The 17,766-nt window shown below is 66.3% G+C and carries 16 protein-coding genes, 1 tRNA gene and 2 rRNA genes (1 of these 19 cut by a window edge); 6 read left to right on the forward strand and 13 right to left on the reverse strand.

The genetic code is table 11. The features are described 5' to 3' along the window. The 3 genes from ACZZZD_RS00020 to ACZZZD_RS00030 all read left to right on the forward strand — a co-directional run. Positions 1 to 471, forward strand: a 23S ribosomal RNA gene (locus ACZZZD_RS00020) (it extends 2,307 nt beyond the left edge of the window). 217 nt (positions 472 to 688) lie between these two features. Then, positions 689 to 803: ribosomal RNA gene (rrf, locus tag ACZZZD_RS00025) — 5S ribosomal RNA — on the forward strand. Between the two features lie 92 nt (positions 804 to 895). Further along, positions 896 to 972: transfer RNA gene (locus ACZZZD_RS00030), tRNA-Met, on the forward strand. Positions 973 to 1,683: 711 nt separating this feature from the next. Here ACZZZD_RS00030 and ACZZZD_RS00035 read toward each other — a convergent pair. From ACZZZD_RS00035 to ACZZZD_RS00055, 5 genes are all read right to left on the reverse strand, one after another. Next, complete coding sequence (locus ACZZZD_RS00035) at positions 1,684 to 3,843, reverse strand: GumC family protein (protein WP_463431462.1); 2,160 nt, start codon at positions 3,841 to 3,843, stop codon at positions 1,684 to 1,686. Between the two features lie 104 nt (positions 3,844 to 3,947). Then, positions 3,948 to 5,231, reverse strand: a complete 1,284-nt coding sequence (locus ACZZZD_RS00040) for an outer membrane beta-barrel protein (protein WP_463431464.1) — start codon at positions 5,229 to 5,231, stop codon at positions 3,948 to 3,950. A gap of 19 nt (positions 5,232 to 5,250) precedes the next feature. Next, positions 5,251 to 6,225, reverse strand: a complete 975-nt coding sequence (locus ACZZZD_RS00045) for an SDR family NAD(P)-dependent oxidoreductase (RefSeq protein WP_463431466.1) — start codon at positions 6,223 to 6,225, stop codon at positions 5,251 to 5,253. Beyond that, positions 6,225 to 7,547, reverse strand: a complete 1,323-nt coding sequence (locus tag ACZZZD_RS00050; protein ID WP_463431468.1) for a UDP-glucose dehydrogenase family protein — start codon at positions 7,545 to 7,547, stop codon at positions 6,225 to 6,227. The genes ACZZZD_RS00045 and ACZZZD_RS00050 overlap by 1 nt, the downstream gene beginning before the upstream one ends. 126 nt (positions 7,548 to 7,673) lie before the next feature. Further along, the gene (locus ACZZZD_RS00055) at positions 7,674 to 8,465 is read right to left on the reverse strand and encodes a PhoH family protein (protein WP_463436037.1); all 792 of its coding nucleotides are present in this window, start codon (positions 8,463 to 8,465) and stop codon (positions 7,674 to 7,676) included. A gap of 309 nt (positions 8,466 to 8,774) precedes the next feature. On the opposite strand from ACZZZD_RS00055, the gene ACZZZD_RS00060 reads away from it, so the two are divergent. Beyond that, positions 8,775 to 9,302 (forward strand): gamma carbonic anhydrase family protein, encoded by a 528-nt coding sequence (locus tag ACZZZD_RS00060; RefSeq protein WP_463431470.1) that lies wholly within the window; start codon positions 8,775 to 8,777, stop codon positions 9,300 to 9,302. A 3-nt stretch (positions 9,303 to 9,305) separates the two neighbouring features. Here the strand turns inward: ACZZZD_RS00060 and ACZZZD_RS00065 are convergent, their stop codons facing one another. From ACZZZD_RS00065 to tipF, 4 genes are all read right to left on the reverse strand, one after another. Beyond that, on the reverse strand, positions 9,306 to 10,244 hold the full coding sequence (locus ACZZZD_RS00065) for a bifunctional riboflavin kinase/FAD synthetase (RefSeq protein WP_463431472.1): 939 nt from the start codon (positions 10,242 to 10,244) through the stop codon (positions 9,306 to 9,308). Beyond that, positions 10,244 to 10,705, reverse strand: a complete 462-nt coding sequence (locus tag ACZZZD_RS00070) for a MaoC family dehydratase (RefSeq protein WP_463431474.1) — start codon at positions 10,703 to 10,705, stop codon at positions 10,244 to 10,246. The genes ACZZZD_RS00065 and ACZZZD_RS00070 overlap by 1 nt, the downstream gene beginning before the upstream one ends. Positions 10,706 to 10,744: 39 nt before the next feature. Then, positions 10,745 to 11,614, reverse strand: coding sequence for a TIGR01459 family HAD-type hydrolase (locus tag ACZZZD_RS00075; RefSeq protein WP_463431476.1), 870 nt, complete (start codon positions 11,612 to 11,614; stop codon positions 10,745 to 10,747). 190 nt (positions 11,615 to 11,804) lie between these two features. Then, positions 11,805 to 13,079: a flagella assembly cyclic-di-GMP phosphodiesterase TipF gene (tipF, locus tag ACZZZD_RS00080; RefSeq protein ID WP_463431478.1), complete on the reverse strand. Its 1,275-nt coding sequence runs from the start codon at positions 13,077 to 13,079 to the stop codon at positions 11,805 to 11,807. Positions 13,080 to 13,188: 109 nt separating this feature from the next. On the opposite strand from tipF, the gene ACZZZD_RS00085 reads away from it, so the two are divergent. Both ACZZZD_RS00085 and ACZZZD_RS00090 read left to right on the forward strand, forming a co-directional pair. Continuing rightward, the gene (locus ACZZZD_RS00085) at positions 13,189 to 13,959 is read left to right on the forward strand and encodes an SDR family NAD(P)-dependent oxidoreductase (protein ID WP_463431480.1); all 771 of its coding nucleotides are present in this window, start codon (positions 13,189 to 13,191) and stop codon (positions 13,957 to 13,959) included. After that, a complete protein-coding gene (locus ACZZZD_RS00090; protein WP_463431482.1) occupies positions 13,949 to 14,896 on the forward strand; it encodes a lysophospholipid acyltransferase family protein in 948 nt (315 codons plus the stop codon). Before ACZZZD_RS00085 ends, ACZZZD_RS00090 begins: the two co-directional genes overlap by 11 nt. Here the strand turns inward: ACZZZD_RS00090 and ACZZZD_RS00095 are convergent. The 4 genes from ACZZZD_RS00095 to ACZZZD_RS00110 form a co-directional block, all read right to left on the reverse strand. Then, a complete protein-coding gene (locus tag ACZZZD_RS00095) occupies positions 14,842 to 15,348 on the reverse strand; it encodes a response regulator (RefSeq protein WP_463431484.1) in 507 nt (168 codons plus the stop codon). The two genes, ACZZZD_RS00090 and ACZZZD_RS00095, sit on opposite strands and share 55 nt — an antisense overlap. 66 nt (positions 15,349 to 15,414) lie before the next feature. After that, complete coding sequence (locus ACZZZD_RS00100; RefSeq protein ID WP_463431486.1) at positions 15,415 to 16,272, reverse strand: M23 family metallopeptidase; 858 nt, start codon at positions 16,270 to 16,272, stop codon at positions 15,415 to 15,417. Continuing rightward, positions 16,269 to 16,469 carry a DUF2093 domain-containing protein gene (locus ACZZZD_RS00105; protein WP_463431488.1) on the reverse strand — a complete coding sequence of 67 codons (201 nt, stop codon included), beginning with the start codon at positions 16,467 to 16,469 and terminating at the stop codon, positions 16,269 to 16,271. The genes ACZZZD_RS00100 and ACZZZD_RS00105 overlap by 4 nt, the downstream gene beginning before the upstream one ends. Positions 16,470 to 16,509: 40 nt before the next feature. Continuing rightward, positions 16,510 to 17,763, reverse strand: coding sequence for a cation:proton antiporter domain-containing protein (locus tag ACZZZD_RS00110; protein WP_463431489.1), 1,254 nt, complete (start codon positions 17,761 to 17,763; stop codon positions 16,510 to 16,512). Positions 17,764 to 17,766: the final 3 nt, after the last annotated feature.

Genomic DNA, 17,766 nt, shown 5'->3' on the forward strand with positions numbered 1-17,766 from the left:
CCATCGCTCAACGGATAAAAGGTACTCTAGGGATAACAGGCTGATTTTGCCCAAGAGTCCATATCGACGGCAAAGTTTGGCACCTCGATGTCGGCTCATCACATCCTGGGGCTGGAGCAGGTCCCAAGGGTATGGCTGTTCGCCATTTAAAGTGGTACGTGAGCTGGGTTCAGAACGTCGTGAGACAGTTTGGTCCCTATCTGCCGTGGGTGTTCGAAGCTTGAGAGGATCTGTCCCTAGTACGAGAGGACCGGGATGGACATACCTCTGGTGTACCTGTCATGGCGCCAGCTGTGCAGCAGGGTAGCTAAGTATGGAATAGATAACCGCTGAAAGCATCTAAGCGGGAAACTAACCTCAAAACAAGGCTTCGCTGAGGATCGTGGAAGACTACCACGTTGATAGGCCAGGTGTGGAAGTGGGGCGACCCATGAAGCTTACTGGTACTAATAATCCGATCGGTTTGATCGTTTCTCAGCAAAACTCATTCGATGATTGCTCCTTGACTGAAGCAATCTCAGACAATGTCTTCTTCGCAATCCTTGTTCAAGCTACCGCGCTTCGCGCTGTTTGAGCTTGGATGTTGTTCTTGCTCGCTCTATCGGCCCTCGGCCTACTAGAGAGCGATCGGCCTCAAGTAGCGCGTAAGCGCGATAGGCCCAGCAAGAAATCATGTGTGCTTGGTTGACCTGGTGACTATGTCGGAGGTTCCCCACCCGATCCCATTCCGAACTCGGTCGTTAAGCCCTCCAGAGCCAATGGTACTTCGTCTCAAGGCGCGGGAGAGTAGGTCGTCGCCGGGTCTACCAAGCACACATGATATTCGCCCTAAAGCGCTTCGCGCTGCTTGAGGGCGCTTCTCGAACCGTTCTTCCTTCACGACACTACCGTTTGCCGCGGGATGGAGCAGCCCGGTAGCTCGTCAGGCTCATAACCTGAAGGTCGTAGGTTCAAATCCTACTCCCGCACCCAACTTCATAGTATTATCGCCGTCCTGGTTCACTAGGGCGGCGATTTTGCCTTGTACCGTCAACGCAAACTTGCCGCACTCCGGCAACGGCATCACCACCACGCTTTCAATCAACTTGCGCACCAAGTCCCGAGCCTCGGCCCCAGCCTCGCTATCGCTGCGTTCTAAAGCGCGCTCCAGTGAGCCCACGACCGCCCGGTAATGCTCCACTAGGCCGCTTTACTTCTGCAAGATCACTCTCCAGTTTTGCAGGAAGCGCGCCTCGATCTCGGCGCTTATAATCCCGCGGCCGTTCGGGCACGCCAGTTTTCCTCCGTGGTCCTGTTCCGCTCGATCTGGTGCTGCGCTACGGTAAGGCGCCGCTCGACGCCTTCATCGAAGATATCCGCTTTCCCCCCGCTCATTGAGCGATGAGACGATCTCCGGCGCCTCACACAGTTCCATTTCAAGCCGCTTTCGCCATGGAAGGCGGCGATGATCGGGCAGGCGCCGCTGTCCGTCACTCGACAGGCGTCGGCCAAGCGGCGTAGCGCGGTTCTCGCCTCTTGCAGGTCTGCGATGGTGCGATCCTGAGCGATCAAGGCAGCGGCACAGGGGGCGAGTCAGTGCCGATCCTCAGCAGACCGCGGGGACCAAGCCCCAAGTCTTTTGATACAGCGGCGATGATCGAGGGCGGCTCCCTCGCGAACTTCATCACGCGCCCGTCCATGCCGTCAGGCGGCGTAGTATTTCCGGTAGGCCTGATAGTCGTAGCCGGCGTGGCCGTAGTCATGCTTCGCCTGGGCCCTGACATCGACCTGAGTCAGGGTGACGCCGAGGGTGCGGGCGCCGACCTGGTTCAGAATGCGGACAGCGGCGCTGACGGCCCGCGCCGGCGTCCTGCGCCAGCGGGCGAGCAGCAGGACGGTGTCAGCCTTGGTCGCCAGGACGCGGGCGTCGGCGAGGACCAGCACGGGCGCTGTGTCGATGACGATGAGGTCGAAGGCCTGACGCAACTCGGCCAGCAGTACTTCCATGGGCGGGGCGGCGAAGAGGTCGTCCGCCGACAGGCCGGCGCCCGACAGCGGCAGGACGTGTGCGCCGGAGGCGGGGTCCAGCACCAGGAGATTTCGCCAGGACGCCGCGCCGTGCAGCACCTCGGCCAGACCCGCATCAGGATTCAGACCCAGCATCCGCGTGACGCCGCGCCGACGCGGGTCGCCGTCGATCAGCAGGACGCGGCCGCCCGACCGAGCCGCGACGCGGGCCAGACAGAGGGCGGCAGTGGTCTTGCCTTCGCCGGGAAGGGCGGAGGTGATGGCGACGATCCGGGCGATCGGTTCGCCCACCACGCTGACGATGGGGGTGATCGAGGTGCGCAGGGCGCGAAACGCCTCGGCGAAGACCGATAGCGGGCGTTGCACCACCAGGTCGATCGGATGCAGGTCGCGGTCTTCCAGGGCGGCGACGGATGAGGCCAGCGGGATGGCGCCGATGGCGGCGAGGCCCAGCTTGCGCTCGATATCGTCGGGGCCGCCGAGGCCGGTCTGCAGCGTGTTGGCCACGATGACGGCGAGCGCGCCTGCGCCGACACCCAGCACCAGACCCAGAGAGAGGCTGAGCATCAGGTTCGGGGCACTCTGCGAGGTCGGGGGCGTGGCGCGTGAGACGATGCGGGCGTCGGCCTGTTCGACGCCGGTCTGGGCGCTGGTCTCGCGATAGCGATCCAGGAAGGCGCGGTAGATGACGCGGGCGGCCTCGGCCTCGCCCTCCAGTTCGCGCAGCCGTACCGAGGCGGCGTTGTTGTCGGCCAGTGTCCCCCGAGCTGCACTTAGGCTTGTCTCGACCGAAGCCGTCCGCTGCTGGGCGACCTGGGCCTGGGCGTCCAGGTTGGAGACGACGCGGCGGATCTCGGCCTGGATCTGGGCGTCGATGTCGGCCAGTTCCTGGCGGGCGCGGATCATGTCGGGGTGCAGGGGGCCGTAGCGGACGGACAGGTCGGCGACGCGGGTGCTGATCGCCGCGCGTTGGGCGCGCAGGTTCTGGACCACGGGTGAGGTCAGGGCCTCGCCTACGTCGTCGCCGTTCGATCCGGCCGCCATCTGGGAGCGGGCGGTGCGCAGACGGGCGTACTGCTCGGCCTGCTGGGCGCGGGCGGACGCCAGTTGCTGGTTATAGACCGAGATCTCCTGCTCGGTCAGGGTCGCCCCCTGGGCGCTGAGCAGGCCGTTTTCGATACGGTAGAGGGAGACGGCGGCGTCGGCGGTCTCGACCTGGTGGCGCAAGTCTTCCAGCCGGGCGCCGAGGAAGGCGTTGGCCTGGCTGTTGGCGTCGAACTTGGCCGTCAGTTGAGACTGGAGGTAGCGTTCGGCGAAGGCGTTGGCGATCCGGGCCGCCTTGGTCGGGTTGTCCGAGGTGAAGCCGATCGCCATCGAATAGGTCAGGCCGACGCGGCGCACGGTCAGGCGGCGGCTGACGGCGTCGATGACCTGCTGGCGCTCGATCTCGCGGTCGGGGATCGCGGCGCGGCCGATCCGATGGGTGAGGGCGACGAAGGGGGAAGCGCGCAGTCGGGCGTTGAACTCGGGATCCTGGGTCAGGTTCAGCGCATCCACGACTCCGGCGGCGAGTTGAGGCGACTTCAGCACCTCGACCTCGGTGTCGACAATGGCGGCCTCGGCGTCGAGGGCGGACAGGACGGCGGGGCCGACGACGACCTGTTCCTTGCGGGTGTTGATCTGAAGGTTGGCGGTGGCGGTATAGACTGGCGTCTGGCCCAGCATCAGGGCCAGGACGATCAGGCAGACGACCGCCGCGACCGCCATGAACAGGCCGGCGCGACGGCGGAAGGCGACGACGTAGCGTTGGAGGTCGATGTCGTCGTCGGAAGGCATAGCCCCGAAACCAGGGTCGTTCGTCTGTGTCATCGCGCCATAGAACGGTGATCGTCCGTGTCAGTGGTGCGGCGTCGCCTTCAGGTTGTCAACCGTCGCGCGACCTAGAACTGGGCGGTGGAGCCCACGTAGAACCGCGTGGTTCGATAGCTGGGACCTTGGGCGGCGCCGGACGACGACTGGTCGAGCCAGGTCAGGCCGGCGGTGAAACCGTAGCGACGATTGACCCGGTAGGCGGCGCTCAAGCCGGCGCCGAAGCGCGTGTCGGCGCGCGCCAGGCCGTTGTAGGCGTCGTCGGCATAGGTCGTCTGAGCCGTCAGGACGAGGTTGCGCAGCAGTTCGTGATCGACGGTAAGCGACAGGTCGGTGCGCACGGCGCCGGCCGCGCCGATGACGCCCGTATCCTCGACAGTTCGCACTGCGGCCGCCGTGACGGTGGTCAGTTGAGTGGGGAACCAGGACAGTTTGGCCCGACCCCCGACGCCGTCCAGGTCGCCGAAGGCGGCGTCCTCGAAATCTTGGCGGATGTAGCCGGCGGCGATCTCGCCCCGGACCAGCGCGCCCAGTTCGAAATCGACTCCGGCCAGGGTGTGATAGCCTGACGAGGTCCGCAGGGGGCGTCCCGTGACGCGGTCGTAATCGCGGTCGTCGCTGGTGACTTGCAGGAAGATCGCCGTGGCGGGGGAGAGGGCGTAGTCGGCGCGGCCGGTCAGGGTGAAGACCGTTCGGTCGCGGTCGTCCTGTTCAATCACGTCGCCCGTTTCGCTGAAACCGTCGCGGTAGTCGTAGCGGTGAACGGCGGCTCGCGCCGAGACGCGCAGACGTCCCCTGGCCCGTTCGGCGCCGAGAGAGGCGGAGGCCAGGTCGTAGGCGACGGGCCGCTGCGTGATCGGATCGGCGCCGGCGGCGGTGCGCGCCTCGTGGGCCTTGGCGTAGTCGGCGCCGGCGACGATGTGGGCGCCGCGAACCCCGTCCAGGCGGCCGGCGGCGCCCAGGCTCCAGTCGGTGGTGTTCTCGCTGTCGAAGTCGAGGTTGCGGTCGATGGCGGCGCGGGCATAGGCCCGAAGCGCGTGGCGGGACCAGTTGGACCTAACGACGATTTCGGGCCGGAGGCGCAGGGTCGTGGCGGCTTGGCGGTCGTCGTCGGCGGCGAAGACATTGTCGTCATGGACAATGTCGAACGGAAGCCGGGGAAAGACGGTGAAGCCTCCGGTGCGGATACCCAGGGCGTCGTACGCGGGCTGAGGACGGTCGCGAACGGCGACGGCGCGGTCACGGGCGAACAGGTCGGCCGTGCGGTCCTGGGCCGTGCGCAGGGACTGGGCCGAAGCCTCGGACCCGCCGAACAGGGCCAGTGCGGCGGCGGCCGGAAGGATGTCGCGTCGCATCGGCGCCCGCCTCAACGCTTCAGCCGTTCTCGTATTGCCGCCACCAGGCGACGAACGTCTCCAGCCCGGCCTTCAGCGGCACCTTGGGCTGATATCCGCAAAGGGCGTTCAGTTTGGAGATGTCGGCATATGTGGCGGTCACGTCGCCGGGCTGCATCGGCCGCATGACCTTCTTCGCCTCGACGCCCAAGGCGGTTTCCAACGTCGAGATCATCTCCATCAGACCGACCGGCTGGCTGTCGCCGATGTTGTAGACCTCATGCACGCCCTGGGCCGGGGGGTGATCCAGCACGGCGACCACGCCGTCGACGATGTCGTCGATATAGGTGAAGTCGCGCGCCATCCGGCCCTCGCCATAGACCTCGATGGCGTCGCCGCGCACGATCTTCTGGGTGAAGCTGAAATAGGCCATGTCCGGCCGGCCCCAGGGGCCATAGACGGTGAAGAAGCGCAGGCCCGATTGCGGGAAACCATAGAGCTTGGCGTAGCTCTGGCTCATCAGTTCGCAAGACCGTTTGGTCGCCGCGTAGAGGGAAACCGGATTTACCGTCGGGTCGTCCTCGCGAAATCCCGCACCCTCCAGCGGCCGATCGCCATAGACCGAGCTGGACGAGGCATAGACCAGATGGGTCACGCCGTTGTGGCGCGCAGCCTCCAGCATCGACAAATGGCCGGCCAGGTTGGAGCGCTCATAGGCGAAGGGGTTTTCCAGCGAATACCGGACGCCCGCCTGGGCCGCGAGATGGACGATCCGCTTGACGCCTGCGTCCCCAACTAGGGCGCGCATCTGCTCGTGGTCGGCGATGTCGGCGCGCACCATGCGGAAGCCGTCGCGGCCCTCCAGCCGGGCGGCGCGAGCCGCCTTCAGGCGCGGATCATAGTAGTCGTTGAAGACATCGACGCCGATCACCTGTTCGCCCCGGTCCAGCAGGCGCTCGGCGACGTGCATGCCGATGAAGCCGGCCGCACCGGTGACGAGGATCGGCGAACCCATCAGCCGCGCCCGATGCCCATGTAGCGGAAGCCGCGGCTCTTCATGTCCTCGGGCCGATAGATGTTGCGTAGATCGACCAGAACCGGCTGCTTCATCAACAGCTTGATACGGTCCAGGTCCAGGGCGCGGAACTGGTCCCATTCGGTGACCAGGACGACGGCGTCGGCGCCGACGACGGCGTCATAGGCGTTGTCCTTCATCTCGACGTCGGGCAGCAGTTTGGCGGCCTCGTGCATGCCTTCGGGGTCAAAGGCCTGAACCTTGGCGCCGGCGGCGATCAGGGCCGGGGCGATGTCCAGGCTGGGCGCGTCGCGCATGTCGTCGGTGTTCGGCTTGAACGTCAGGCCCAGCAGGGCGACGGTCTTGCCCCGGACGCTGGTTCCCAATGTCGCCGCGACACGGTCGGCCATGGCCTTTTTGCGCGCATCGTTGACCTCGACCGTGGCTTCGATCAGCCGGGTCGGCGCGCCGTACTGCTGGGCGGTGCGGACCAGGGCGATGGTGTCCTTGGGGAAGCACGAGCCGCCATAGCCGGGGCCGGCGTGCAGGAATTTCGCGCCGATCCGCTTGTCCAAACCGATGCCGCGCGCGACCTGCTGCACATCGGCGCCGACGGCCTCGCACAGATCCGCCATCTCGTTGATGAAGGTGATCTTCATCGCCAGGAAGGCGTTGGCGGCGTATTTGATCAGCTCGGACGTGCGCCGGCCGACGAACAGCAGCGGGCTCTCGTTCAGGTTCAGCGGGCGATAGAGTTCGCTCATCACCTTCTGGGCGCGTGACCCGGCGTCGCCGTCGATGTCCTCGATGCCGATCACGACGCGGTCGGGACGTTTGAAGTCGCCGATGGCGGCGCCTTCACGCAGGAACTCGGGGTTGGAGACGACGGCGAAGTCGGCCTGGGGGTTGGTCTTTCTGATGATGGCCTCGACCTCGTCGCCCGTACCGACCGGGACGGTGGACTTGGTGACGATGACGGTGAAGCCCTCGATCAGGCCGGCGATCTCTTCGGCGGCGGCGTGGACGTAGGAGAGGTCGGCGTGGCCGTCGCCGCGACGCGTCGGCGTGCCCACGGCGATGAAGACGGCGTCGGCGTTACGGATGGCCTCGGCGCCATCCAGGGTGAAGAACAGTCGGTCTTCGCGCACGTTGGCGGCGACCAGATCGTCCAGGCCCGGCTCGTAGATGGGGATTTCGCCCCGCTCCAGCCGTTCGATCTTGGATGAGTCCTTGTCGATGCACGTGACGACGTGCCCGAAGTCGGCGAAACAGGCGCCGGACACTAGGCCCACATAACCCGTCCCAATCATCGCTACGCGCATCGAAATCCCTCATCAGCGGCGACGCGACCTTTAGCGGGGCCGTGCGCTTAGGGACAATGGCTTTTGGTTTCGCGGTGCAACCGAGTGCAGCCGACGCCTCGCGGCGCCGGCTGCAGCCAGAGCGACTTAGAGGACGCCGATCATCGAGGCGACCAGCGGGTGACGAACGATGTCGCGCTCGGCCAGGCGGACCACGGCGATGTCCGGAACGGGTTCCAGTCGGGCGGACACGTCGGACAGACCCGAGATACCAGGCAGCAGGTCGGACTGTTGCGGATCGCCCGTGACCACCATGGTCGAGTGCCAGCCCAGGCGGGTCAGCAGCATCTTCAACTGAACGTAGGTGCAGTTCTGGGCCTCGTCCACGACGATGAAGGCGTTGTTCAGCGTGCGGCCGCGCATATAGCCGATGGGGGCGATCTCGATCAGGCCCTCGGCCATCAGGGCCTTGACCCGCTTCATCGACAGCCGATCCGACAGGGCGTCGTAGAGCGGGCGCAGATAGGGGGCCAGTTTGTCCTCCATGTCGCCCGGCAGGAAGCCGATCGATTCGCCGGCCTCGACGGCAGGGCGGCTCAGGACGATGCGGCCGACCTTGCCGGCCTCAAGCGCCTCGACGGCCTTGGCGACGGCGAGATAGGTCTTGCCGGTGCCTGCGGGGCCGAGCGCCATGACCAGATTATGGGTGTCGATGGCCTCCATCATCTCGATCTGGCCCTCCGACTTGGGCTTCAGGGTCTTGAGGTAGCCTTGTTCCCGGTCGTCGTTGGATGGGCTGGGCGACCAACCCGATCGTTCGTTATGCGGGGCATGGAGCCGGCGAACTTTCGACTCCTCCATGAAGTCGCGCGAATCCAGGATTCCGTGTTCACGCGTTTGACGCTTGGTTGCAGCACGCTTGGTCATGGACGCCTCCAGGGCATGAAAAAAGGCGGACCCGAACGGGCGCCGCCTTGGATGGTCTTGGGGAGGAAAGGGTCATGGCCTGCAGAGCAGCGGCCCGGATCGACAGCAGGGCCGTCAGCAACGGGATCAACCCGCCGACAAACGACCGAACCAGGATCCCAACGCGCCACGCGAAAGCCCCGACTACTGACCGGACCGGGCTTGATCCGGCTTCGGATCCGGGGGCGAAATGGCGACCCACGAATCGCATCAACACAATGATGCTATCGTGGTTAGCGATCCGTTAAAGCCCTCATTTTTCAAAGATTAGGTGGTGTACTGATGACCATTTACGCATTGGGCGACAGCAAACCTCAGCTTCCGCCTGAGGGCGAATACTGGGTGGCTCCAAGTGCGTCGGTGATAGGGAATGTGATTCTGCACGCCAACGCCAGCGTCTGGTTCGGCGCCGTGCTGCGCGGGGACAACGAGCCAATCACAGTGGGTCCCGACAGCAACATCCAGGACGGCAGCGTCCTGCATACCGACATGGGATCGCCCCTGACGCTGGGGCGCGGCGTGACGGTGGGGCACAAGGCCATGCTGCACGGCTGCGAGGTCGGCGACTACAGCCTGATCGGCATCGGGGCGGTGGTGCTGAACGGGGTGAAAATCGGCCGCAACTGCATCATCGGGGCGAATGCGCTGCTGACCGAAGGCAAGATCATTCCCGACAACAGCCTGGTGGTGGGTCAGCCGGGTAAGGTGGTGCGAGAGCGCGACCCGGCGCAAATCGCTGTGCTGCAAATGTCGGCCGAGCACTATGTGCAGAACTGGAAGCGGTTTGCGGCGGAGTTGAGGGAGGTCTGACCCTCAGGTCGCGAGAACCGCCCGCGCCCCCGCTGCGTCCGCGTCGATCTGGGCCTTCAGGGCGTCGAGGCCGTCGAACGTTTCCTCGCCGCGCAGCCAGGCGACCAGTTCGGTGTCCAGCGTCTGGCCGTAGAGGTCGCCGTCGAAGTCGAACAGCCAGACCTCAAGCAAAGGGGTCTCCAGCGCATACATGGGGCGCAAACCGAGGCTGGCGACGCCGTCTATGATGCGTCCGTCCGGAAGGCGGCTGCGGGTCGCATAGACGCCGTAGGCGGGGCGCATGTAGTCGCCCAGAGCGATATTGGCGGTCGGCACGCCGATGGTGCGGCCGCGCTTGTCGCCGTGGATGACCTCGCCCCGGATGGTGAAGGGGCGGCCCAGAATGGCGGCGGCGCGGGCCATGTCGCCGGCCTTCAAGGCTTCACGCACGGCGCTGGACGACAGTTTCAAGCCATCGGCGTCGTCCAGGCGTTCGGCGACCGAGACGGTGAAGCCCAGCCGCTCGCCATAGGTGCGTAAACCCTCCGGCGAGCCGGAGCGGCCCTTGCCGAAGGTGAAGTCGAAACCGACAGCGGCGTGGCGGATGCCCAGGCCCTCGGACAGCACGCGCTCGGCGAAGGCGGCGTCGGTCATGCCGGCCATCTCGGCGTCGAACGGCAGCAGATACAGGATGTCGACGCCCAGCGGCGCCAGGGCCTCGGCCATCTGGTCGGCGGTCATCAGGCGGAAGGGGGCGGCCTCGGGCTGGAACCAGCGGCGCGGATGGGGATCGAAGCTGACGACGCCCAGGGGCGCGCCCAGCCGTTCGGCGGCGTCGCGCGCGCCGGCGATGACGGCCTGGTGCCCCCGATGCACGCCGTCGAAGGCGCCGACGGCGACCGCAGCGCCTTTCAGCGCGTCAGGCAGGCCGCGCCAGTCGCGCCAAATACGCGCAACCTGCATCAACGCTGGGAGGGTTTGCGCCGGCGGGGAACGCGGACGACGGCGACGCCGTCCATGATCATCACGTCGTTGACGAAGCCTTCGCAGCTCAGCTTGACCCGCGCGCTCTCGGGTTCGACCTCGATCACGGTGATCAGGATGCGGACGACGTCGTCGATGCGGACCGGCTGGTGAAAGGACAGGGTCTGGGAGATGTAGATCGATCCCGCGCCCGGCAGCATGGTGCCGACCACCGCAGAGCCGAACGAGGCGCTGAGCAGGCCATGGGCGATCCGGCCGCGATAGGCGGTCTTGGATGCGAAGGCCTCGTCCAGGTGGACGGGATTGAAGTCGTCGGACGCCTCGGCGAACAACCGGATGCGGTCCTCCGTCGCGACCACGATTTTCTCGGCGGCCATGCCGACGTGAAGTTCGTCCAGGATGTAACCACCGGACGGATGCTGTTGAACCAATTCGACCATGGATGAGGCTTTAGCGGCGGTGCGACAAAATGGCGAGCCTTACCAGGCGAGTTCGAGCGCGGCGTATCGCGCATAGGTCGTTTCCGCCTTCAGAAGCTCGCCGGCGCGGGCGGGATCCAGGGTTCCGTCCTCGCCCTTGGCCTGGTCGCCGTGGATGCCTTGAGCGATGAAAAGGCAGTCCAGCGCCTGCGCATTGGCGCCCATGACATCGGTGACGACGCCGTCGCCGATGCACAGGACGCGCGAGCGATCGACCGGCCGGCCCAGCAGGGTTTGCGCCTCATGGAGGGCCAGGTCGTAGATGGGGCCGAAGGGCTTGCCCGCCATGACCACGCGGCCGCCCAAGGATTCGTAGAGATCGGCCAGCGACCCGCCACAGTAGATCAACTGGTCGCCGCGCTGCACCACGCGGTCGGGGTTGGCGCAGATCAGTTCAATATCGCGCGCCGCGCCGACGGCGAACCGCTCGCGATAGTCCTCGGGCGTATCGACCGTATCGTCGAAGGGGCCGGTGACGGAGATGAAGGCGGCGTCCTGGGCGCTGTCGGCACGTGTCAGTCCCAAGCCGGCGTAAAGAGGGGCGTCGCGCTCGGGGCCGACGATCCAGGCCGGACCGGGCGCACGCTTGGCCAGTTCGGCGCGCGTCGCATCGCCGGAGGTGACGAAGGCTTTCCACGCTTCGCGCGGCACGCCCAGGCCGTCGAGTTGGGCGATCACATCCGAGGCCGGGCGGGGCGAGTTGGAGATCAGCACGACATGGCCGCCCTCGCGGTTGAACCGCGTCAGCGCCTCGCACGGCGCCGCCCAGCTTTCGCGGCCGTTATGGATCACGCCCCAAACGTCGCAGAGCAGGATGTCGTAGTCGCCGGCGACGGCGCCGAAGTGGGGCAGGGCGTGGGGGAGGGTCATGGGAGGCAAGTAGCGGGTTGAGGCCGCCCATGAAAGTCTCCTCCCCATGAAATGGGGAGGGGGACCGCGAAGCGGTGGAGGGGTTATTTAAGCGCGCTCGGCGCCTGTGATGCGGAAAGAACCCCTCCGTCACGTCGCTGAAGAAGCGCCGCGCCACCTCCCCGCGAAGCGGGGAGGAGACAGGAAGGCGCTAGCTGAACCGCCGGCGCTGTTCGGCGCTGCGCAGGGTGGAGCGGAGGAACTCGGCCGGGGGGTCGGTTTCGGCCAGGACCTGTTCCTTGATGGCGCGGGGTTCGCCGAACAGGTGGCCCTGGCCCATCGCAACATCGAGCTCCAGGATGTCGACGACCTGGCGTTCGTTCTCGACCTTTTCGGCGATGACCTCGACGCCGTAGCGACGGGTCAGGGCGGCGAAGTCGGCGGCCTGGATGTCGGGCATGGAGCGCAGCGGCGCGCCGCCGTCCAGGTCCAGGAGTTGTTCGATCATCAGGTCGGCCGAGACCTTGATGAACTTGACGTCGGACCGCTGAAGGTCGGCGAAGTCGAGGTCCAGCGTCTGGACCTTGTCCAGCGAGAAGCGGAAGCCGAGGTCGGCCAGCTTGGCCATGTTGCGGGCCTCGATGGCGCCGCGGGCGTCGAAGGTGGCCTGACCCAGTTCGAAGATCAGAGCCTGGTTCAGGTCGCGGTTCTCGGACAGGAAATCCAGGAACTGCGGGAAGAAGGTGTCGTCGCCCAGCGAGGTCAGGGCCACATTGCAGAAGACGCCGACCTTGCGATCCTGGCGCGCCAGGCGGCGCACGATCTGGGCGCAGCGGAACAGCAGCAGGTTGTCGATGGCCGGCACCAGGCCCTCGCCCTCCGCCATGGACAGGTATTCCGCCGGCATCATCACGCGGTCGGTCGAGTCGCGCAGGCGGGTGAAGCTTTCGTAGAAGATCGTCCGGCGCTGGGGCAGGGAGACGACCGGCTGGAGATACAGGTCGACGCGACCCTCGCTGAGCGCCTCATGGATGGTGCGCAGCAGGACGTTGGATTGGGCCATGCGACGGCCCTCGAAGGTCTCGATGCCGATGTGGGGCGCGCCCGACAGGCGTTCGTCGATGCTCTCGCTCATCTGCTGGACGAGGGATTCCAGCATGCGGACTTCGCCCGTCAGGGCGTCGGTGTCGGACAGGACGCCGCTCTCGATGGCATGGGCCAGTTCGGTCAGGGCGCCTTGCGTCGACTCCATCGCATCAGCCAGCAGGCGGTGGGCCTCGCGGACCTGACCGATTTCCTTCTTCAAAACGCGGCGCTCGGCGATGCCGGTGACGATGCCCTGAAAGGCGCCCAGCAGACCCAGCGCGCCAAGCGTTCCGGCCACGCCTGCCCCGATCCCCAAACCGGCACGCCACAGGAAGGCGCCCACGGTCATGCCGAGGAACAGATAGGCGAAATACAGAAAGCCCGTTGTTACGTTGCGCATCGACTGGCGGTCGGCCACTCCCGGATGGAATTGCCCGAGTATCAGGCTATCAATGTCATTCGGCTAGAGCGGGACGATAAATATCCCCGCCAGAACCACGGGAAACGCAATGGAACTGTTCGATCTGACCGGCAAGGTCGCAATCATCACCGGATCGTCGCGCGGAATCGGCAAGGCGATCGCCGAACGGCTGGCGGAGCACGGCGCCAAGGTCGTCATCTCGTCACGCAAAGCCGGGCCATGCGACGAGGTCGCCGCAGAGATCAACGGCAAATACGGAGAGGGACGGGCCATCGCGGTTCCCGCCAACATCGCCTCCAAGGATGACCTGCAGCGGCTGGTGGACGAGACCAACGCCGCCTTCGGCAGGGTCGACATCCTGGTCTGCAACGCCGCGACCAATCCCTATGCCGGCCCGATGGCGGGGATCGCCGACGACCAGTTCGAGAAGATCCTGCAGAATAACGTCATCTCGAACCATTGGCTGATCCAGATGGTCGCGCCGCAGATGGTTGAGCGCAAGGACGGGGCGATCCTGGTGATCTCGTCCATCGGGGGCTTGCGCGGCAACGCCCTGATCGGCGCCTACAATATCTCCAAGGCGGCGGACATGCAGCTGGTGCGGAACCTGGCGGTGGAATGGGGGCCGTCGAACGTGCGGGTCAACTGCATCGCGCCGGGCCTGGTCCAGACCGATTTCGCCAAATACCTGTGGGAGAATCCCGAACTGCTGAAGACGGTCACCGAGCCCGCGCCGCTGAAAAGGATCGGCCAGCCCGATGAAATCGCGGGCACGGCGGTCTATCTGTGCAGCCCTGCGTCGGCCTATGTGACCGGCCAGACCCTTGTGGTGGACGGTGGATTGACGATTGCCTGGTGAGCGTAACGACTGGAAGCAGGATCTAGTTTGGCGCCTGGAGGCCTTCGGCTTCCAGGCATTGTTCGGGTTTCTGCGCCTGCTGGGCGTCGAGGGGGCGTCGGGGCTGGGCGGCTGGCTGCTGCGAACGCTGGGTCCGCTGACCGGCACGCAGAGGACGGTGATGCGCAATCTGCGGATCGCCTTTCCCGACATGGGAGCCGACGAGCGTCAGGCGCTGGCGTTGGCGCAGTGGGATCAGACGGGCCGGACCTTCGCCGAACTGGCGGTCATGGACCATCTGACGCCCGAGGGCGGGCGGGTCGAGGTGATCGGGATGGAGCGGCTGCACGCCTTGCGCGACAGCGGCCGGCCGGCAGTGCTGATCTCGGGCCATCTGGCCAATTTCGAGGTGATGGCGGCGGTGATCATGGCCTCGGGCGTGCCGTGCCAGGTGACCTATCGGGCGGCCAACAATCCGTATGTCGACGCCCTGATCCGCCAGAGCCGCGAGCGATACGGCATCCGCCTGTTCGCGCCCAAGGGCGACGGGACGCGCGAGCTGATGGCGGGGATGAAGCGCGGCGATTCCATCGCCCTGCTGGTCGATCAGAAATACAATCAGGGGCCGGAGGTCGAGTTCTTCGGTCAGCCGGTCAACGCCTCGCCAGGGGCGGCGAGGCTGGCGCTGAAGTTCGATACGGTCATGCTGCCACTATCGGTGGTGCGGCTGCCGGGCGTCCGGTTCCGGGTGACGGCGCACGAACCGATCGTCGTCAGCCAGAGCGAGGACAAGGCGGCCGATACTTTGGCGGGAATTCAGGCCGCCAATCGCTTCGTCGAGGACCGGGTGAGGGAGCGTCCGGTGGACTGGTTCTGGGTCCACAAACGCTGGCCCGACAAGGTCTATGCGGCGTTGGAGCGGGACGCATCCGAGGAGCGGCGGAACGGCCCGGCGTAGTCCGGCGTCTCGCGACGTCGGCGACAGGGGCCGTTGTAGTCGTCGGTCTTGACGAAGGCCCGAGGGCGCATGACGACGGCGTTGATCCGGTCCAGCACGGCCTTGGCGGTGATGGGCTTGACGATGAATTCGTTCACTCCGGCGTCGCGAGCCTCATAGACACGGGTGCGCTCGGAATGGCCGGTCATCATGATGATTGGCAGGAACGGATTGGGGCTGTCGGGGCTGGTGCGGACCAGGCGGGTGAACTCGACGCCGTCCAGCGGGAACATGTTGAAATCGACGATGGCCAGGTCGATGGCGTGGCGACGCAGCAGATCGAAGGCGGTCGCGCCCTCGGCCGCCTCATGGACGTTGCGAATATCAGCCGAGTGCAGCACGGCGGCGGCGATGGCGCGCATGTTCTGATTGTCGTCCACGAGCAGGACGTTCAGCGACTTGAGAGAAAACATCGGGCCCCGGCAGGTAGATCGCCGAATCTAAGGGGATGTGCGTAGCCCCGCAAGCGGAGCCATTGATCAGGCAAGCGTTTCCGGGGCGCGGGCGCCGACCATCAGCGATGGGTCCAGATTGCGGTCGCGCCATTTCATGCGCCAGCACAGGTGCGGGCCGGTGGCGCGGCCGGTCATGCCGACGCGGCCCAGCGGATCGCCGCGCCGCACGCGCTGGCCTTGCTGCACGTCCAGCTGCGACTGGTGCAGATAGCAGGTGATCAGGCCTTGCCCGTGGTCGATCAGGGTCAGGCCGCCCTCGAAATGCATGTCGGGTCGCACGAAGGCGATGCGGCCGTCGGCGGGCGCGCGGATGACGCTGCCCTGGGGCGCGGCCAGGTCGATGCCGTAGTGGGGGCGGGCGGGGGTTCCGTTCAGGATGCGCTGGGCGCCCCAGGCGCTGGAGACGCGGTAGGCCTCCAGCGGCCAGATGAAGCCGGACTTGAAGTCATCGGCGTCGATGCGGCTGGCGAAGCCCTCGGTCTTGAGGGCGATTTCCTGCTGGATGCGGGCCAGGAGGGCGGGGTCGCTGGGCTCGACGGTCGAGGGCGGCAGGCCGTTCACGCTGGTCGAGGGGAAGGGGTAGGGGGCGATGTCGAGGGTGCGCCGGGCCGAGCGATTGCCGGCGCGGGCCTCGATCTGGACGCTGGAGGCGGCGTCGCGGTCGAAGCCGATCACGAACAGGCCGGATGCCGAGGCGGTGGTCAGGGCCTCGCCATCGACGAAGATCAGCGCGCGGGGCGCGGTGCGGCCGAAGGCGTAGCCGCCCTGACGCCAGGCGCCGTTCAGAGCCAGCGGCAGGGCGTTGCGGTCTTGGGCGGCGAGCGGCGCGGCGATCAGGCTGGCGCCCGCGCCGGTCAGCAGGGCGCGGCGCGACGGGATCATGTCGCGGCTTGCTGGGCCGCGATGAATTCGGCGGGCCCGAAATAGGGCTGCTGGCGTGTCGGGCTCCAGTAGCGGAGGATTTCCAGCGGGATCGGCTTGTCCGTCACGGCGCAACGCACGAAGCGGCCGGGCTTAAGCACCGCGAACTCGCCGTCGCCATAGTGAAGAACGGCTTGGTCTGCTGCGGTCATGTCCATGATCGGACGATAGCGGGCGTCGCGCGGTGCGAAAAGGGGTTCAGGTCGTGGCGACCGCATCCGTGATCGGACCGTCGGCGGAAGGCGGGCGGGTCGCGCCGGCCGGGGGCGGCTTGGGCTTGCCGCCCATCCGGTCGGTGAACAGGAAGACGAACGGGTTCAACGAGATCGACAGCAGGGCGGCGGCCAGGATCAGGTCGTGGGTCTCGCGGCTCATGGCGCCTAGGGACACGCCGAGCGCGGCCAGAATGAAGGAGAACTCGCCGATCTGGGCCAGCGACGCCGCGACGGTGAAGCCTGTCGGGCGGTCCAGCTTGAAGGTCTTGGTGATGACCAGGGCCGCGACCGACTTGCCGACGATGACGATGCCCAGCACGCCCAGGACCGCCCAGGGCTGGCGCACCACGATCATCGGGTCGAACAGCATGCCGACCGAGACGAAGAACAGCACGGCGAAGGCGTCGCGCAGCGGCAGGGACCGCTCGGCCGCATTGTGACCCAGGGGCGAGGCGTTCATCACCAGACCGGCCAGGAAGGCGCCCAGCGCGAACGAGTGGAACAGGAAATAGGCCAGCCAGGCGATGCCCAGGGCGATGGCCAGAACGCCCAGGGTGAAGAGCTCGCGCGACTTGGTGTGGGCGATGCGGATCAGCAGCCACGGAATGACCTTGCCGCCGACGACCAGCATGCCGACCACGAACAGCACGACCTTGAGCAGGGTCAGGCCGACGTCGGTTCCCAGGGCCGCGAAGTCCGTCTGGGTTCCGGCCGGGACCAGGATCATGGGCAGCATGACCAGGGCGATGACGATGACCAGATCCTCGACGATCAGCCAGCCGACGGCGATGCGCCCGATCTCGCCCTTGACCTGTTTGCGCTCCTCCAGCGCCCGCAGCAGGACGACGGTGGAGGCGACGGAAAGGGCGAAACCCATCAACAGGGCCTCGACATCGCCCTGCCCCAGGACGAACCGGCCGAGACCCCAGCCCAGCACGGTGGCGACGGTGATCTGGACCAGGGCGCCGGGAATGGCGACCTTTCGGACTTGCATCAAATCCTTGGGCGAGAAGTGCAGGCCGACGCCGAACATCAGCAGGATGACGCCGATCTCGGCCAATTGCGGCGCCAGTTCGGTGTCGGCGACGAAGCCGCCCGTATAGGGGCCGACGATGACCCCGGCGACCAGATAGCCGACCAGGGGCGACAGTTTCAGCCGATGCGCCAGCATGCCGAACACGAAGGCGAGGACGAAGCCCCCGACCAGGGTGAGGATCAGGCTGTCGGCATGCGGCATCAG

The organism is Brevundimonas sp. AC546 (genome assembly GCF_979258305.1).

Bases quoted from the DNA above. Each gene is read 5' to 3' on its own strand.
- ACZZZD_RS00035 (WP_463431462.1), bottom strand. From the start codon at position 3,843: ATGCCTTCCGACGACGACATCGACCTCCAACGCTACGTCGTCGCCTTC.
- ACZZZD_RS00040 (WP_463431464.1), bottom strand. From the start codon at position 5,231: ATGCGACGCGACATCCTTCCGGCCGCCGCCGCACTGGCCCTGTTCGGC.
- ACZZZD_RS00045 (WP_463431466.1), bottom strand. From the start codon at position 6,225: ATGGGTTCGCCGATCCTCGTCACCGGTGCGGCCGGCTTCATCGGCATG.
- ACZZZD_RS00050 (WP_463431468.1), bottom strand. From the start codon at position 7,547: ATGCGCGTAGCGATGATTGGGACGGGTTATGTGGGCCTAGTGTCCGGC.
- ACZZZD_RS00060 (WP_463431470.1), top strand. From the start codon at position 8,775: ATGACCATTTACGCATTGGGCGACAGCAAACCTCAGCTTCCGCCTGAG.
- ACZZZD_RS00065 (WP_463431472.1), bottom strand. From the start codon at position 10,244: ATGCAGGTTGCGCGTATTTGGCGCGACTGGCGCGGCCTGCCTGACGCG.
- ACZZZD_RS00070 (WP_463431474.1), bottom strand. From the start codon at position 10,705: ATGGTCGAATTGGTTCAACAGCATCCGTCCGGTGGTTACATCCTGGAC.
- ACZZZD_RS00075 (WP_463431476.1), bottom strand. From the start codon at position 11,614: ATGACCCTCCCCCACGCCCTGCCCCACTTCGGCGCCGTCGCCGGCGAC.
- tipF (WP_463431478.1), bottom strand. From the start codon at position 13,079: ATGCGCAACGTAACAACGGGCTTTCTGTATTTCGCCTATCTGTTCCTC.
- ACZZZD_RS00085 (WP_463431480.1), top strand. From the start codon at position 13,189: ATGGAACTGTTCGATCTGACCGGCAAGGTCGCAATCATCACCGGATCG.
- ACZZZD_RS00095 (WP_463431484.1), bottom strand. From the start codon at position 15,348: ATGTTTTCTCTCAAGTCGCTGAACGTCCTGCTCGTGGACGACAATCAG.
- ACZZZD_RS00100 (WP_463431486.1), bottom strand. From the start codon at position 16,272: ATGATCCCGTCGCGCCGCGCCCTGCTGACCGGCGCGGGCGCCAGCCTG.
- ACZZZD_RS00105 (WP_463431488.1), bottom strand. From the start codon at position 16,469: ATGGACATGACCGCAGCAGACCAAGCCGTTCTTCACTATGGCGACGGC.
- ACZZZD_RS00110 (WP_463431489.1), bottom strand. From the start codon at position 17,763: ATGCCGCATGCCGACAGCCTGATCCTCACCCTGGTCGGGGGCTTCGTC.